This window comes from Frankia sp. CeCAU1 (assembly GCF_977971845.1).
Window position 1 is genome coordinate 1 of sequence record NZ_CDWWXA010000021.1, and the last position, 14138, is coordinate 14138.

Here is a 14138-nt window from a genome sequence, read left to right on the forward strand (position 1 = left end):
ACCGACACCAACGCCGACACCGACACCGACACCAACGCCGACACCGACACCGACACCGACGCCGACACCGACGCCGACACCAACGCCGACACCGACACCAACGCCGACACCAACGCCGACACCGACACCAACGCCGACACCGACGCCGGCACCGACGCCGACACCGCCCCGACCCGCGTGGTTCGAGCGCGACGTCTCAAGGACCTCCGCCGGTTCCGGTGCCAGGGTGCCACCCGTTCCCGGCGTTGAGGAGGGTCCTCGGCCGCGAGGAGTGCCGGCGCCCGTTCCCGTCCGGGATCATCGAGAACCTGGAAGGGATCCCCTGGAGGCCCCGGCTGGGCGTCGGACGGCCGCCCGTACCGACGGGGATGACCATGTACTCGATCATGATCGTGGTCGTCCACGGGCGTCGCGTTCCGCCGACCCGCCGACCATGCGGGTGCGCCGACAGCTCAGGCCCGATCTCAAGCCGGATCCGATGCCCTCCGGCACGAGGGACGAGGCGTGGCCCCTACCGGTCTCCGGCGCGGGGCAGGGCGGCGAGCCGGTGACCGATGCCTATTCCTACCCCGCCTCCTACCCTGACCAGGCCTTCGACCGCCGACTGCACGCGCATCCCGGGCGGAACCGGGGCGCGGGTGACGACCATGACCTGCAGGATCAGGAACGGCGTACGGACCCGGGGCCGCGGCCGGTTGTCCCGCGTCCGCAGGCCTTGCCCGAGACGCATCGTCCGTCGAGGCCGTCCGAACAGCCGACGCCGTCCGAACAGCCGACGCCGTCCGAACAGCCGAGGCCGTCCGAACAGCCGACGCCGTCCGAACAGCCGAGGCCGTCCGAACAGCCGACGCCGTCCGCTTTCCCACCGGCCACCGCGCCCCGGCCGGTCGTCCCGCCCCGGCCGGTCGCCGCACTGATGGTGGTGCTGGCGGCCGTCGGCGCCGGCATCGGTTCCGTCCTGCCGTGGAGCGAGATGTCCAGCGGCGACGAGACACGTACGTTCAGCGGTCTCGTGGTCGGAGACGGGCGCACCATCGGTGTCCTGGCGGTCATACTCGGTGCCATCGGGGTGGGACGGTTGGTGCGTCGGCCGCTTGCCGGTGCGATCGATGTCGCCCTCGCCCGAATCATCGCAGTTCTGATCGTGATCATCACCGCTCTGGACCGGGTCTACGGGCCGCCGACCCTCGCATCGTTCCGCGCGATTTCCGCGGATGCAATCTCGATCCGTCCACAGGCAGGGATCGCGGTGTGCCTCGGCGCCGGCCTCCTCGCCCTGATCGGGGCGATGCTGCTCCAGCCGAGGACGAAGCCCCCTCGAAGATGACCTGTCCGCATCGATCCGGTCTCGGCGGTCGTGCTTCGAAGTCCTTCCGCTGACCCCTTGACGGGGGACAACGGATTCGGTGGATGTGGGTCATGACCGAATCGTCATTGTCCGCGAGGATGTTCCTGGTCAAGGAGACACGGGGGAGGCAAGGGGACACAGGGAGGACAGGCCGCCGGGCCAGGGGATGTCCGCCGAGGTGTTCCGTTCCTTGATCGGGCGCGCGCTCTCCCGCTGTGCGGGGGGTGGCGCGAGGGCGCGCGCCGGGTCCACCTCCTCGTGATCACTCTGGTGGCGCGGTCAGGCCGTTCCCTCGGCACCGGGGTTGAGATGACCGTCTTCCACCGCGAGTTTGTAGAGGTCGACCTTGGTGCTCGCGTCCCGCCCGGCCTTGCGGTACTTCGACCGGACCCGATCGATGTACTGCTTCGCCGTTTCCGGGGAGACGTTCATCTTGTGGGCAACCGTCTTCATGGGCATTCCGGTCGCATAGAGACGCAGTGCTTCTACCTCTTTGGGCGACAGATCCGGTTTGTCCGTAGCGTCATCGGTGAGCAGCAGGAATGCCAGCTGCGGCGAGATCCACCCCGTTCCCGCGGCGGCGGCGCGGATCGCGGTGGCCAGATCCTCGATGTCGTCGGTCTTCGGGACGAAGCCCGACGCGCCGGCGCGCATCGCGTCGCGAACCGTCGCGGGAGCCGCCGCGGCGCTGAAAACCACGACCGCGCGGTCCACCGCGAGCAGCCGCTGGATGTTATGGGGCGGCGCGGTGCCATCGCCGAGATCGAGATCGAGCAGGATCACCTGGGCGCCGCGCCCCGGGCCGGCCAGCAGGGCTTCGATGGAGTGGGCGGTGCCGATCAGCCTGAAGTCCTCGACGCCGTGAAGGAGGTCCGCGAGGCCGCGAAGCACGATCGGGTGATCGTCCACTGCCGCCACGGTGATGGCGCCAGGTACTGCGGGTACTGTGGTTCCGTTCGCTACGCTCATGCTGGTCCAGTCGTTCTCCCGGACTTGCCGGCCACGAGGCGACGGACCTCGTCAGGCCGTACGGGCGTTGGTGCCCGCTGGCGGAGCGTGGGGGCGCCACCGATCGCTGGGTGCGTCGGGGACACCGCATCCAGCGACGCCAACCATTTCAGCAGATCCCCACCGGGTGGCTGGTGGAGCATGGGGAGGGCCCAGCGTGGCGAGCGTCACGAGGGACACGTCCATCAGAAGACGATCGTAGATCGTCGGCCGTCCACGCCCGAGCGCGGCTCGGACGTGCTAGCGGCTCGTGGCGAGTTCGTCGGCGTCGGCGCGGGCAATGGGTGCTACGCCAGCGGCGCGCCTGGAGCCAGGCCGACCGTGCTGTCGCACGACCCCGGCAGCGGGCGCCGACGACGGCTAGCTCGTCCAGTCCTCCCAGCTCAGGCCGGTGACCCGGCTGAACTCCGAGGTGTTCGCCGTAACGACTGTCAGCCCGCGCCGCAGTGCCTGCCCGGCGATCAACAGATCGTAGGCGCCAATCGGCGTCCCGGCCTTCCCCAGGGCGGCGCGCACCTCGCCGGCAGCACGGGCATCCTCGTCATCGAAGTCAAGCAGGTCCAGGTCACCGGAGAGCAGTATCCGCAGGCGCTCGGTGTTCTCCGGCACCTGAGCGCTCTTCGCCACGCCGTACCACAGCTCGAACAGGACGACCGACGAGAGCGCGAGATAATCCTCTGACGCTTCGGCCTCCCGGTACCGTTCCCGCACGCCGACGGGCTTGTTCCGCAGCAGTGCGACCACAGTGCTGGTGTCCAGGAGGCAGTTCACCCGAAGAAGTCCTCCCCGGTGGGCGTCGGCGGCTGGTTCCTGCCGTCCTCGAACAGCGGCACGTCCACGAAACGGTCCAGCTCGGCGAACCAGGCGTCGACATCGGACGCGATCGGCTCCAGCAGCACGCCGTCTCCCATGTGCCGGACGCGCACCCGGTCACCGGGCAGCCGGAACTCCTTCGGGAGCCGCACTGCCTGGCTTCTGCCGTGCATGAAGAGCCTCGCGATCGCCGTGTCCGCCACAACGCCTCCCGCACATGATAGCTATCGATAGTATATACCAGGTGTCCGCGGCCGACTCGGTCAGATGGCGGTAGCGCGGGCACGCTGTGGCATGAGGCGGCGGTGCTGGCGGCACGTACGAGGGCGGCGACAGCCGAAGACGCGCTGGCTGGTCGGCCTGCGGGCAGGTGGCCGCCGGGGCGTCAACGATCGTAGGCGATGCGTTCGAGCCCCATGGCCAGCCTTCCGAACTCCGCCGGATCGGTATAGACGTGCGCGCTCGCGCGGAGGACCGGCCCGGTGAGATCCCGGGAGCGCTCCACGGGGATGGCACTGGTGAGCACCCGGTCCTCTCGGTAGAGCCGGTCCCGGACGGCCACCGGATCGGTGCCGGGGGGCGGTTGCATGGTGATGATGCCGCACGGTGAATCTGGGTCCTCGCGCACCCGCCAGCCGCCGGCCCCGTCGAGAAGGCGTCTTCCCTGACCGGCCAGCCGCGCGATGCGGGCGAAGACAAGTGACGGGCCGGAATCCGTCAGTTCCGTGACGGCCTGCCCCAGGCCGATGCGGGACACGGTCGCCGCCTCGCCTATCCCGAGCCGGGCCAGTCCGGGGAGAGGAACCGGACGGTCGTTGCGGTCGAAGCGTGCGCTGTGCAGGCTCGGCACGGCGATATCAAGAAGATCGACGCTGCCTTTCCGGACGGCGAGAAATCCTGCTCCTCGTGGCCCGCAGAGCCATTTTCTCGACGTTCCGATATAGGCGCTGGCCGCGGTCTGGCGCACCTCGACCTGGCCGAGGGACTGCGCCACGTCGAGTACCAGGGGGACGCCTTCGGCCGCGCAGCGCGCACCGATCGCGGCTGCCGGCTGAACGATGCCCCGTTGGCTTGGCACCTGCGGAAACACCACGAGGTCGAGGTCGGCGAGACCGATGCGCCCGGGTGCGTCGGCGCAGGCTACTCCGGCCCGGTCGAGCGTCTCGACGTCGATGACCCCGGTCTCGTCGACGGGAAGATCGACCAGCGAGACCGCGGTGCGCAGCGCCCGGGCGGCGAGTACGAGCATGTTGGACCCGTACTCGCTTGGTACCACGCCGATCCTCGCCCCGGCGGGGAGCCGCCAGGCCATCAGCAAGCTGGCGAAAGCCGCGCTCGCCGAATGGTGGAAGCTCAGGTCATCAGCGTCGAGTCCCGGGCCCATCAGGCTGACGAGCCTGGCCCGCGTGGCGTGGAGCCCGCTGCCTGCCTCCACCTCGGCGGCGTACGCGCCGAGTGCGCTCTCGCGCTCCAGGTACGCGGCCTCGGCCGCGATCGTGGCCCGACTGGGGCGGGCCGCGCCGGCCGAGTCGAGATGAACCACCGACGACGGTGACCGGGCCGCACGCCAGCGGTGGAAGAGCCGGAGCTGCTCGGGATCTTCGTTCGTCCCGGGATCGTCGCTGTCGGTGAACCGGCGCTGGCGGGGCTGATGGATCGACGGTGTGTCCACGGGAACAGGGTGACACCTCGACGACGCGTGCGGCACCGTGCCGACGGTATGGACGTCGTGGTTGCGACGGTGTTTCCGTCGGTCGTGGGTTCGAGTCCCACCCGCCCCACCTCTTTTCTGATCATGACCTTGACCTGGGCGAATGTGGTTCTCGATCTATCATCTGAGATCCAGCGCCATGCGATGGTGCTGGTCAGGGCGTCGCCAGCTGGTTCGAGTCCCGGCTGGACGACCGACCATATTGCGACCATGCGAACCGCCTGTCTGCCGAGTGCTGAGCGGCGGCGACGTCGGAGGACATCCGGGGTGGCCGTGGCCTTTCACTGGGTGACGGCGGCGCTGGCGCTCGGGTGGGTCCTGGCAGCCCGTTCGGCGCGCGGTTCATGGTGCCTGTGTCCGTGCCGACGGTGACCTGCCCATGGTGCGGGGCCCAGCAGGGCGAGCCAAGCGGCGGATGGAGGGTTCTATCCTGATCGGGTGTCGTCGGTGGAGATCCGCGTCTGCGAACAGACGGATCTTGATCTCCTTGACCGGTGCATCCCGGCGGCAGGCCGGAGGAGCTTTCACCGCCGACGGTTCGAACGGCAGAGCGTCGCCAGAGGGGACATACCTCGTCGCCTGGCTGGCTGGGCGGCCCGTGGGACATCTGCTGATCATCTGGACGGGTTGCGACGTCGACGAAGTGCGGCGGGAGACAGGCGGCTGTCCGGAGTTGAACGCGCTCGGGGTGTGGCCGCCGGAGCAGCGCCGGCACGGGATAGGCCGAGACCTTCTTCGTCACGCCGAGATGCTGGTCGCAGCGCATGGCAGCCGGACGGTCGGTCTTGGTGTGGCTGCCGACAACCCCGAGGCCGCCCGCCTCTACCGGCGACTCGGCTACGTCGTGCGGGTGCAACGCTATGTCGATCGCTGGACCTGGGTCGATCAGGATGGCGTGGAACGCGAGGAAGCCGAGCAGACGAGTTTTCTCGTCAAGAGCCTTCCAGCAGCGCAGGCCTCTGGAGAGCGCGCAACGTGATCGACGTGCTCCAACCGACCCGTCGCTCTGGACGCGGCGTAGCGTGCCGCTCCGCGGATATCTGGAGGAACATGCTGTTTCGGCATTCGCTCGGTACCGCCGGCTTGCTGGAGGCGTCCTCGTCCGGTGTGGCCATCTCCGTTATGAGTCCGTCTGCTGTGGTACACGTGCCCTGAACTGGGCTGAGGCGGCTCGGTCGCCCCTGGGCGGCGGCGAGCGGCCTTGCTGGGCCCTGGGTCGCCACTGCGGTCCGGCGCCGCAGTGCATCGACGGGCAGGCCCCACCCGAAACCACCCTTCGGGCTCTGCGAGTGCCAGCCCGTTTCGTATTACGATTGATGGGTGGAGATCCATCGGTCGGCCCGTAAGCATGGCGTCGCCGACGCGGACATCCTCCACGCCGCCGAGCGGTACGTCGTCGCCTACTCGCTGGACGACGACGGGCCACCCTGGCGTGAACTGCGGCTCGGCCCGGGCGGGGCGGGCAACCTGCTGGAGATCGTCGTCCTGCTCCTCGACGACGGCACGGAACTGATCATTCATGCCATGCGGATGCGTTCCCAATACCGGGATCTCCTGCCGTGACCAAGGAGAGCGCACGATGACGAACAAGGAGACCGCCCGCCGGACGGCAGGCGGCGTACCCGTGACCGACGAGCTGGTCGAGGACCTGGCCGCCGAGGCCGAGACCGGCTACGACGTCGCCCACCTCCACCGCCGCGGCGGACGCCGGCCCCTCGGCTCCGCCCCGGGCGAGGTGGTCCCCGTCCGCCTCGACCCCGAACTGCGCGCCGCGCTCAGCGCCCGCGCCCAAGCCGAGCACACCAACGCCAGCGATGTCATCCGCCAGGCTCTCCGCGCCTGGCTCGACGTCGCCTGACCAGACCGGGTCATATCGCGCTCAGTGCGACCTCACGGCGCATCACATCTCCCGAACCCGACCACAAACCGTCGACCCAACCACGACACCCACGATCACGGTCGCGAGACGGGCCGAAGCGTCCGACACCACTAGGAGTTCGGGACATGTGTTCGATTCGCTAGATGACATAGTGACCGGTGCGGTCACTGGGCATCCTTCCTGGTGAGAGCCCGGGTAGCGACCGGTCGGACAGTGAATTCAGGGCCAGCAACCAAGATCAAACGGTTCGGATGCTGGTACACATGGTCCACTACGCCGTGTAGTTGGCATCTGGCCTGGGCAAATAGGTTTGATCGATCGATCCGGCTTGTGGGTGGAAGGCAGAACAGGCAGGTCGAAGAGATCGGACCAGCGGTTCGCGCAGAACTTAGTGGTTGTCGACGATGACGAACACTCGGTCCGCCTTCTTGTACCGGTCCTGGGCCATGATCTGGCCGAGCAGGGCCATGAACGGGGCGATGCCGCTCGTCGGCGGGGTAGTGGCGGTGATCTGTCCGGTGTGGACGTCGAGCGCGGCGAGCAGGGCGAGCGCGCCGTGGCGTTCGTACTCGTGCTCGACCCGGATGACCCGCCCCGGGGCGGGTGGAGCGGTCGGGTGGATCCGGGCGCGGGCCTGGATGGACGGCTTGGCGTCCACGGAGATCACCCGGTCGTTCGGGCCGAGCGGCTGGCCCTGGTAAAGGTCGAGGACGACGGTGGCCTTCGCGGTGAACTCCGGGTCCCGCGGGAAGATCCAGCTTTGGTAGCGCCAGGGCTTGACCGGATGCTCCGCGAGGATCCGTCGCACGCTGGAGGCCGAGATGTCCCCGGTCAGGCCGCGACGGGTCAGCTCGGCGCGCTCCAGCTCGCTGATCCGCCGCGGCCGCCCCGAGCGGGGCCGGTCGCAAAGCCCCACGCATGGAACTGGCTCGCCGACGATGACCGTCCCAACTGGGAAGCCTGGTCCGAATGGTCACCCTGGCATGAGATGCCGCCAGTTGGCTAACGCGCTACCTCCCCGAACAAGAATTCGTAGCCCCGGACGTGTGCCGCGTGACCCGTCCGGAAGGTGATCTCTTGGGCGCACCGCTGGTCGCCCCGGCCTTCTTGTTCCTCGGACGGGGTCAGGTCACCTCGTTGGAGGCGGTGTCCGAGCCGTGCGGTCGTGGCTGCCTGGAGGCGATAATGGCGATGTGACCGTCGACCTTCGTGACAGCCGGATCGCCGAGGTGTGCCGACGCTACGGGGTCGCCGAGCTCTCCGTCTTCGGCTCGGTGGCTCGTGGCGACGACACCGACTCCTCGGACGTCGACCTGCTGTATGTGCTGGCGCCCGACTCGAAGCTTGGCTTCGAGATCGTCGATCTTCGGGACGAGCTCGAAAAGATCGTCGGTCGGCACGTCGACCTGGTACCCAAGTCCCGGCTGAAGTGGGTCATCCGCGACCGGGTACTCGCGGAGGCTCGGGTCCTCTATGCGGCGTGACGAGCTCTACCTCGTCGACATGATCGAAGCGGCGGCTGCCGCGACGACGTTCGTCCAGGACGTCGACGAGGCCGCCTTCCTGGCGAGCGACCTGATCCAGAGCGCCGTTCTGCAGAAGCTCCTGGTGATCGGCGAGGCAGCCGGTCGAGTCTCGCCCGAGATCCGCGACCGCTGGCCGGATGTGCCGTGGCGGTCCGTCACGGGCTTCCGCAACATCGCTGTTCACGCGTACTTCGAGGTCGACTGGTCAATCGTGTGGCGCATCGCCACGACCGCGCTGCGCGAGCTTCAGGAGCAACTGGCAACGCTCCTGAAGGCAGAGTTCCCGCTCGTCGCCAGTCAGCTCGATCAGCCGCACTGACCGCGGGTACATCGCCCCCGGGTGCGGACGTTCTGACCATCACCCCTCCTCGGCGCGACCGCGACCCGAGCACGGGCACATTCAGAGGCGGAAGAGGAGGGTGGACGCGACCACGGTGCCCAACGCGCACGGTCACCAGGAAGCCCGGAAGTGCCCGGAACCGCCAGGTGTTCGGAACACGTGTTCTACCCGGTAGGCGATGTTCCGGTCGGCGTGGTCACCGAGCATCGTCCCTGTTCGGGGCACGTGTGGCGACCGGCCGGACGGTGATTTCAGGGCCAGCAACCAAGATTGACCGGTTCTTATCGTGGTGCGTTAGGTCCACCAGTATCGGCGGCTGACGGGTTCTGCGCCCCGGAGGCCCGGCTACTTCCTGTGGCGCTCAGGCCGCGAGCATCGTCGAGATCAGGAAACGTGCGCGATCGAGGTACGCGGCCTGTAGCTCCAGCCGGTCCAGCTCGCGGCGCAGTGTCGCCGACAGCTGGGCACACGGCACGATCCGCGGCGTCGCGTCGATGGTGCAGGGCAGCACCTGGCGGATCGTCGCCACCGACAGTCCGGCGCCGAGCAGCACCTGGATCCGGGCCACCGTCTCCACCGCGGACTCCGGGAAATGGCGGTAGCCGTTGGCGCCGCGCTCCGCCACGAGCAGTCCGTTCTTCTCGTAATGGCGCAAGGACCGCACGCTGGCGCCGGTTTGTGTCGACAGCTCGCCGATCAACATCAGGACCAGCCTCCAGCCCTCGCTCTTGACCCTGACACTGACACTGATGGCAGACTCTACGGTGCGACGCATGGATATCGGGATCTTCACCGCGGTCACTGACGAACAGATCAGGCCTGCTCAGCTCGCCCGGGTGATCGAGGAGCGCGGCTTCGAATCACTGTTCGTCACCGAGCACACCCACATCCCCGCCCGACGGGAGACACCGCACCCCGAGCTTGGCGAGATTCCCCGCGACTACTACCGAAATCTTGATCCTTTCGTCAGTCTGACGGCCGCGGCGACCGCGACCACCCGGTTGCGCGTGGGCACCGCGGTCGCGCTCGTGGTCCAGCGGGACCCGCTCCTGTTGGCGAAGGAAGCGGCCAGCCTGGACCTGGTCAGCGAGGGCCGTTTCGAACTCGGCGTCGGCGCCGGCTGGCTGCGTGAGGAGATGCGCAACCACGGCACCGACCCGGCGACTCGAATGGCGCTGATGCGGGAGCGGCTGGCCGCGGTGAAGGCGCTTTGGACCACCGAGGAGGCGGAGTTCCACGGTCGCTTCGTCGATTTCGATCCGGTCTTCCAGTGGCCCAAGCCTGTGCAGCGACCGTATCCGCCGGTCTGGATCGGGGGATGGGGCCCGACGACCTTCCGCCGGATCATCGCCGGGCGCGACGGCTGGCTCACTCCACCCCTTCCGGTCGACCAGCTGATCCAAGGCCTGGACGAGCTGGCCGAGGAGGCGGACCGGGCCGGGGTGGCGACGCCACCGGTGACCGTTCCGCTCATGGATCCCGACGAGGCCACGCTCGAGAGGCTGCGCGCTCGTGGTGTCCGTCGCGCCCTGTTCGGGCTGCTCACCATCACCGACGCCGACGCGACGCTGCGCGCGCTGGACCAGCTGGGACCGCTGGCCAGGGCCGGAGGCAGCGTCAAGCAGCCAACTACCTGACCATGGTCGTGCTGTCCAGAGCGGACATGAACACACCGGCCAGGAGCCCGACGAGGACCACCCGGGTTGCCGTCCGGCTGAGTTCCGGCCCCTGGGTGGGCGCGGCCAGTGCTGGCATCCTTACTCTCCCTCGAAGCGCCCTGCTGCATCTGGTGACGGGCGGTGACCCCACAGAGCCTGCAACCTCCACCATGGTTGAGGTCAACGGAGCCGAGAAGTGGCGTTCGGGATGCTGTCGCAGCGGCCCCGGGCCGAGTCGCTCATCTTTCCCGTGTATCGCCCGTACAGCAGCTCGCCCCACTGTCCGGGGGCCTTGACTTCAATCATGGTTGAGGTTTTAGAGTTCCGGGCGCCTGCTGGCGAGAGCGGATCTCGCCGATCCGCGGAATAGGGGACTTTCATGCTCGATCAGCCCACCAACCTCGCGGTAGTTATTGGAAGCAACAGGGTAGGACGTTTCGCCCCGGTGGTCGCCCAGTGGTTCATCAAGCAGGTATCCGCCCACGATTCGATCGTCACGAGCGTCGTCGATCTCGATGACGTCAGGCTGCCGGAGAGGCTGGGTACCTCCAGCGGTCCAGAAGTCGCGGAGCTAGCGGACGTCACCCGGCAGCTTGCCGCGGCCGACGCCTTCGTCGTGATCACCCCCGAGTACAACCACAGTTACCCGGCCGTTCTCAAGAATGTCATCGACTGGCATTACATCGAGTGGCAGGCGAAGCCGGTGGGTTTCGTTTCCTACGGCGGCCAGGCGGGCGGCCTGCGCGCGGTGGAGCACCTGCGCCAGGTTTTCGCCGAGCTGCACGCGGTCACCATCCGCGATACGGTCAGCTTCCACGGTGCCTGGGACCGGTTCCACGCCGATGGCACGCCCAAGGATCCCGAAGGCTGCAACACCGCTGCCCAGACCCTGATCAGGCAACTCGAGTGGTGGGCGGTCGCGCTCGCGGAGGCCAGGGAGAAGCGTCCCTACACGGTGTGAACGGCGGCCCTGCGCGGGTCTGCGGTATACCGCCGTCGACGCATCCCGACGGCGGTATACCGGTGTCCGGTCCCTCCGGACGCGCCGCCCGGGGCGGGGGAGCCTCCGCTCCGGGCGGCCGGTCCCACCACGCCATTGCGCCATCCTCGACCAGAGGCCACATCGGCCTCAAGGAGCGAGAGGGAATCTGGACCCGGTCCGGGTTGATCGCTCGAGGACAGGGGAGGACCGTGTCCCGGGAGCTGTCCGACTTCCACGACTGGTTTGAACTGCGGAGAGCCGCCAATACCTGTGTGGAATCAAGCGGTCACGGCGACGCGTGCTTCGCCAGTAAATCGTTGAAAACCTCGACCGGCTTCGCCCATCCCAGCGTCTGCCGTGGCCTGGTGGGCGGCCGCGTCGGGTTTGATGCACGGGTTGCCGCGGGATTGTCAATCTCGGGCTTGTCGGTTTCTCAGGCCGGTCAGCTGGCCCGTTCAGGAACGATTTTGCTGACGATGTGCTCAGCGATCGCCAACGACGCCGTCGCGCCGGGAGATGGCGCGTTACGGACATGCACGACCCGCCCGTTGTGGGACAGGACGAAGTCGTCGACGAGGCTACCGTCGCGGGCGACGGCCTGGGCCCGGACTCCCGCGGGGCCACGAACCACGTCGGTGGCCCGCAGCTCGGGGACATAGCGCCGGGCCTCGGCGACGAAGGCCCGCTTGCTCGCCGTGCGCAGCATCTCCTTGGCGCCGGTCTTCCAGTGGGTCTTCGCCATCTTGTGGAACCCCGGCCAGGCGAGCGTCCGTCGCAGGTCAGCGCCCTGGACGGTGCCGACCGTGTACCCCTCTCGGGCAGTGGCCAGCACCGCGTTCGGCCCGACCAGGATCTCCCCGTCGATGCGCTTGGTGAGATGGATACCGAGGAAGGGATATCGCGGATCCGGAACCGGATAGATCAGCCCATGGACGAGGCCACGCCGCTCGGGGCGCAGCAGCCAGTAGTCGCCCCGGAAGGGAACGATCTGCGGGGAGGCGTCCTCGCCGGTCAGTGTCGCCACCAGATCCGACTGCAGCCCGGCACAGGAGATCAGCAGGTCGAACGGCCCGACGCTTTCGGAGACGACGGCGACCCGGCCACCGTTGCGGGACGCCATCTCGTGATTGCCGTTGGGCCGCGCGCGCGCGGTTCCGGCGACCGTGAGGCGAAGGTGGACGCCGGCTGGACGATCCTCCACCCCGATCACTTCGGCTCCGGTGCGCACGGCCCCGCCAGCGGCGACGATCTCGGTACGCAGGGCCCGCGCGACCCCGGGATAGTCGACGATGGCGGTGGTGGGTGAGTGCAGGGCGGCGACCCCGCGGGCGTGGGGTTCGACGGACCGCAGCTCGTCGGCGTCGAGCATCCGGGTCCGCGGTACGCCGTTCGCCGTCGCCCGCTTCTCGATCTCGGCCAACCGTTCGAGCTCGCTGTTGTCGACGGCGACCACGATCTTGCCGCACTCGTCGTACCGGATGCGGTGCGTGGCGCAGAACTCCCGCAGCAGCCCGACCCCACGGCGGCACAGGGTCGCTTTGAGCGAACCTGGGACGTAGTAGAGACCGGCGTGGACGACGCCGCTGTTGCGGCCGGTCTGATGCCGGGCGATGTCCTGTTCCTTCTCGAACACCGTCACGGCCGATCCCGGTTCGACCTGCCCGAGCCGACGGGCGACCGCCAGCCCGAGAATTCCACCGCCGATCACCGCGATGCGACCTACCACGCCCGTCCCCTGTCCGTCCGTCGAAAACGTGAATCCCGATCACGCCGATCGTACGAATCCAGTATCGGCGTGCACGGTATGTTACGAGCCGGTAGTCAGTCGGGTGTCCCGCGGGCTCAGCCGGTGTCCCGCGGGCTCAGCCGAAGAAGTGGCCGGGCGGGTGGGCCCGGTCGGTGCGCGAGCGCGGTGTGCCGCGCAGCGCGTCGGTGAGCGTCCGCGCGGTGTTGACCAGGGGGACGTGGCTGAACGCCTGCGGGAAGTTGCCCGTCATCCGGCCCAGCCTGGGGTCGTACTCCTCCGCGAGGAGCCCGACGTCGTTACGCAACGACAGCAGGCGTTCGAACAGTTCCTGAGCCTCGTGGACCCGCCCGGACAGGGCGTAGTTGTCGGCCAACCAGAAGGTGCAGGCCAGGAAGGCGCCCTCGCCCGCGGGCAGTCCGTCGACCGCGCCGTCCTCGGCCGTCGGATACCGCAGGACGAACCCGTCCTCCATCAGCTCCCGCTCGATGGCGGCGACTGTTCCCACGGCGCGGGGGTCGGTGGCGGGCAGGAACCCCACCAGCGGCATGTACAGCAGCGCCGCGTCGAGTTCCTTGGAGCCGTAGAACTGGGTGAAGGTGTTGCGTTCGGAGTCGAACCCACGGGTACAGACCTCCGCGTGGATCTCGTCCCGCAGCGCCGACCAGCGGTCGACAGGGCCCGGTAGCCGGGACTCGACGATCCCGCGTACCGCCCGGTCGGCCGCGACCCAGGCCATCACCTTCGAGTGGACGAAGTGGCGGCGGGGGCCGCGCACCTCCCAGATGCCCTCGTCGGTCTTCCGCCAGCCGGTCTCGAGGAAGTCCATCAGCTTGGTCTGCAGCGGCCAGGAGTCGTCCGCATGGCTGTCGGTGATGGTCTGCCCGCCGGGGAGCGCCAGCCCAGGCACGGTCTGGCGACGGTTGGCGACCGCGACCCGCGCGACATGCAGGGCGTCGAGGACCTCGCCGTAGACGTCGAGCTGGAACTGGTCGACGGCGGCGTTGCCGACCCGCACCGGGGCGGAGTTCTCGTACCCCGGTAGCCACGGGATCTCGTATTCGGGCAGCCGGCGTTCCCCGGCAACGCCGTACATGATCTGTACCCGGGAGGGGTCACCGGCGACCGC

Annotated in this window: 18 protein-coding genes; 9 read left to right on the forward strand and 9 right to left on the reverse strand. The window is 68.6% G+C overall.

Annotation, left to right across the window (positions count from 1 at the left end; genetic code table 11):
- Both AC08OO_RS06220 and AC08OO_RS06225 read left to right on the forward strand, forming a co-directional pair.
- On the forward strand, nt 1-249 hold a 249-nt coding region (locus tag AC08OO_RS06220), incomplete at its 5' end, for a hypothetical protein (RefSeq protein ID WP_476618312.1).
- Nucleotides 250-478: 229 nt separating this feature from the next.
- Nucleotides 479-1327, forward strand: coding sequence for a hypothetical protein (locus AC08OO_RS06225; RefSeq protein WP_476618313.1), 849 nt, complete (start codon nt 479-481; stop codon nt 1325-1327).
- Between the two features lie 300 nt (nt 1328-1627).
- Here the strand turns inward: AC08OO_RS06225 and AC08OO_RS06230 are convergent, their stop codons facing one another.
- The 4 genes from AC08OO_RS06230 to AC08OO_RS06245 form a co-directional block, all read right to left on the reverse strand.
- Nucleotides 1628-2317, reverse strand: a complete 690-nt coding sequence (locus tag AC08OO_RS06230; protein ID WP_476606235.1) for a response regulator — start codon at nt 2315-2317, stop codon at nt 1628-1630.
- A gap of 399 nt (nt 2318-2716) precedes the next feature.
- The gene (locus tag AC08OO_RS06235; RefSeq protein ID WP_476606234.1) at nt 2717-3127 is read right to left on the reverse strand and encodes a PIN domain-containing protein; all 411 of its coding nucleotides are present in this window, start codon (nt 3125-3127) and stop codon (nt 2717-2719) included.
- Nucleotides 3124-3342 (reverse strand): antitoxin, encoded by a 219-nt coding sequence (locus AC08OO_RS06240; RefSeq protein WP_476618314.1) that lies wholly within the window; start codon nt 3340-3342, stop codon nt 3124-3126. The genes AC08OO_RS06235 and AC08OO_RS06240 overlap by 4 nt, the downstream gene beginning before the upstream one ends.
- A gap of 212 nt (nt 3343-3554) precedes the next feature.
- Nucleotides 3555-4841 carry an aminotransferase class V-fold PLP-dependent enzyme gene (locus tag AC08OO_RS06245; protein WP_476609338.1) on the reverse strand — a complete coding sequence of 429 codons (1287 nt, stop codon included), beginning with the start codon at nt 4839-4841 and terminating at the stop codon, nt 3555-3557.
- Nucleotides 4842-5295: 454 nt separating this feature from the next.
- On the opposite strand from AC08OO_RS06245, the gene AC08OO_RS06250 reads away from it, so the two are divergent.
- The 3 genes from AC08OO_RS06250 (at nt 5296) to AC08OO_RS06260 (ending at nt 6738) form a co-directional block, all read left to right on the forward strand.
- Nucleotides 5296-5859, forward strand: a complete 564-nt coding sequence (locus AC08OO_RS06250) for a GNAT family N-acetyltransferase (protein ID WP_023842216.1) — start codon at nt 5296-5298, stop codon at nt 5857-5859.
- Nucleotides 5860-6200: 341 nt separating this feature from the next.
- The gene (locus AC08OO_RS06255; protein ID WP_011436316.1) at nt 6201-6443 is read left to right on the forward strand and encodes a hypothetical protein; all 243 of its coding nucleotides are present in this window, start codon (nt 6201-6203) and stop codon (nt 6441-6443) included.
- Nucleotides 6444-6459: 16 nt separating this feature from the next.
- Nucleotides 6460-6738: a ribbon-helix-helix domain-containing protein gene (locus tag AC08OO_RS06260; protein ID WP_011436317.1), complete on the forward strand. Its 279-nt coding sequence runs from the start codon at nt 6460-6462 to the stop codon at nt 6736-6738.
- A 409-nt stretch (nt 6739-7147) separates the two neighbouring features.
- On the opposite strand, the gene AC08OO_RS06265 is transcribed toward AC08OO_RS06260, so the two are convergent.
- Nucleotides 7148-7675, reverse strand: coding sequence for a transposase (locus tag AC08OO_RS06265; RefSeq protein ID WP_023840382.1), 528 nt, complete (start codon nt 7673-7675; stop codon nt 7148-7150).
- 277 nt (nt 7676-7952) lie between these two features.
- On the opposite strand from AC08OO_RS06265, the gene AC08OO_RS06270 reads away from it, so the two are divergent.
- Together AC08OO_RS06270 and AC08OO_RS06275 are read left to right on the forward strand one after the other, a co-directional pair.
- The gene (locus tag AC08OO_RS06270; RefSeq protein WP_035912985.1) at nt 7953-8243 is read left to right on the forward strand and encodes a nucleotidyltransferase family protein; all 291 of its coding nucleotides are present in this window, start codon (nt 7953-7955) and stop codon (nt 8241-8243) included.
- Nucleotides 8233-8604, forward strand: a complete 372-nt coding sequence (locus AC08OO_RS06275) for a HepT-like ribonuclease domain-containing protein (RefSeq protein ID WP_011436320.1) — start codon at nt 8233-8235, stop codon at nt 8602-8604. Before AC08OO_RS06270 ends, AC08OO_RS06275 begins: the two co-directional genes overlap by 11 nt.
- A gap of 382 nt (nt 8605-8986) precedes the next feature.
- Here AC08OO_RS06275 and AC08OO_RS06280 read toward each other — a convergent pair whose 3' ends face one another.
- Nucleotides 8987-9328, reverse strand: coding sequence for a MerR family transcriptional regulator (locus AC08OO_RS06280; RefSeq protein ID WP_011436321.1), 342 nt, complete (start codon nt 9326-9328; stop codon nt 8987-8989).
- 70 nt (nt 9329-9398) lie between these two features.
- Between AC08OO_RS06280 and AC08OO_RS06285 the strand changes: the two genes are divergently transcribed.
- On the forward strand, nt 9399-10262 hold the full coding sequence (locus AC08OO_RS06285) for an LLM class F420-dependent oxidoreductase (RefSeq protein ID WP_011436322.1): 864 nt from the start codon (nt 9399-9401) through the stop codon (nt 10260-10262).
- Here AC08OO_RS06285 and AC08OO_RS06290 read toward each other — a convergent pair.
- On the reverse strand, nt 10255-10380 hold the full coding sequence (locus tag AC08OO_RS06290; protein WP_023840384.1) for a hypothetical protein: 126 nt from the start codon (nt 10378-10380) through the stop codon (nt 10255-10257). The genes AC08OO_RS06285 and AC08OO_RS06290 overlap by 8 nt on opposite strands.
- 282 nt (nt 10381-10662) lie before the next feature.
- On the opposite strand from AC08OO_RS06290, the gene AC08OO_RS06295 reads away from it, so the two are divergent.
- Nucleotides 10663-11244, forward strand: a complete 582-nt coding sequence (locus AC08OO_RS06295; protein WP_476609339.1) for an NADPH-dependent FMN reductase — start codon at nt 10663-10665, stop codon at nt 11242-11244.
- Between the two features lie 463 nt (nt 11245-11707).
- Here the strand turns inward: AC08OO_RS06295 and AC08OO_RS06300 are convergent, their stop codons facing one another.
- The gene (locus AC08OO_RS06300) at nt 11708-12991 is read right to left on the reverse strand and encodes an L-2-hydroxyglutarate oxidase (protein ID WP_023840385.1); all 1284 of its coding nucleotides are present in this window, start codon (nt 12989-12991) and stop codon (nt 11708-11710) included.
- Between the two features lie 136 nt (nt 12992-13127).
- On the reverse strand, nt 13128-14138 hold a 1011-nt coding region (locus tag AC08OO_RS06305; protein ID WP_476618315.1), incomplete at its 5' end, for a glycoside hydrolase family 15 protein.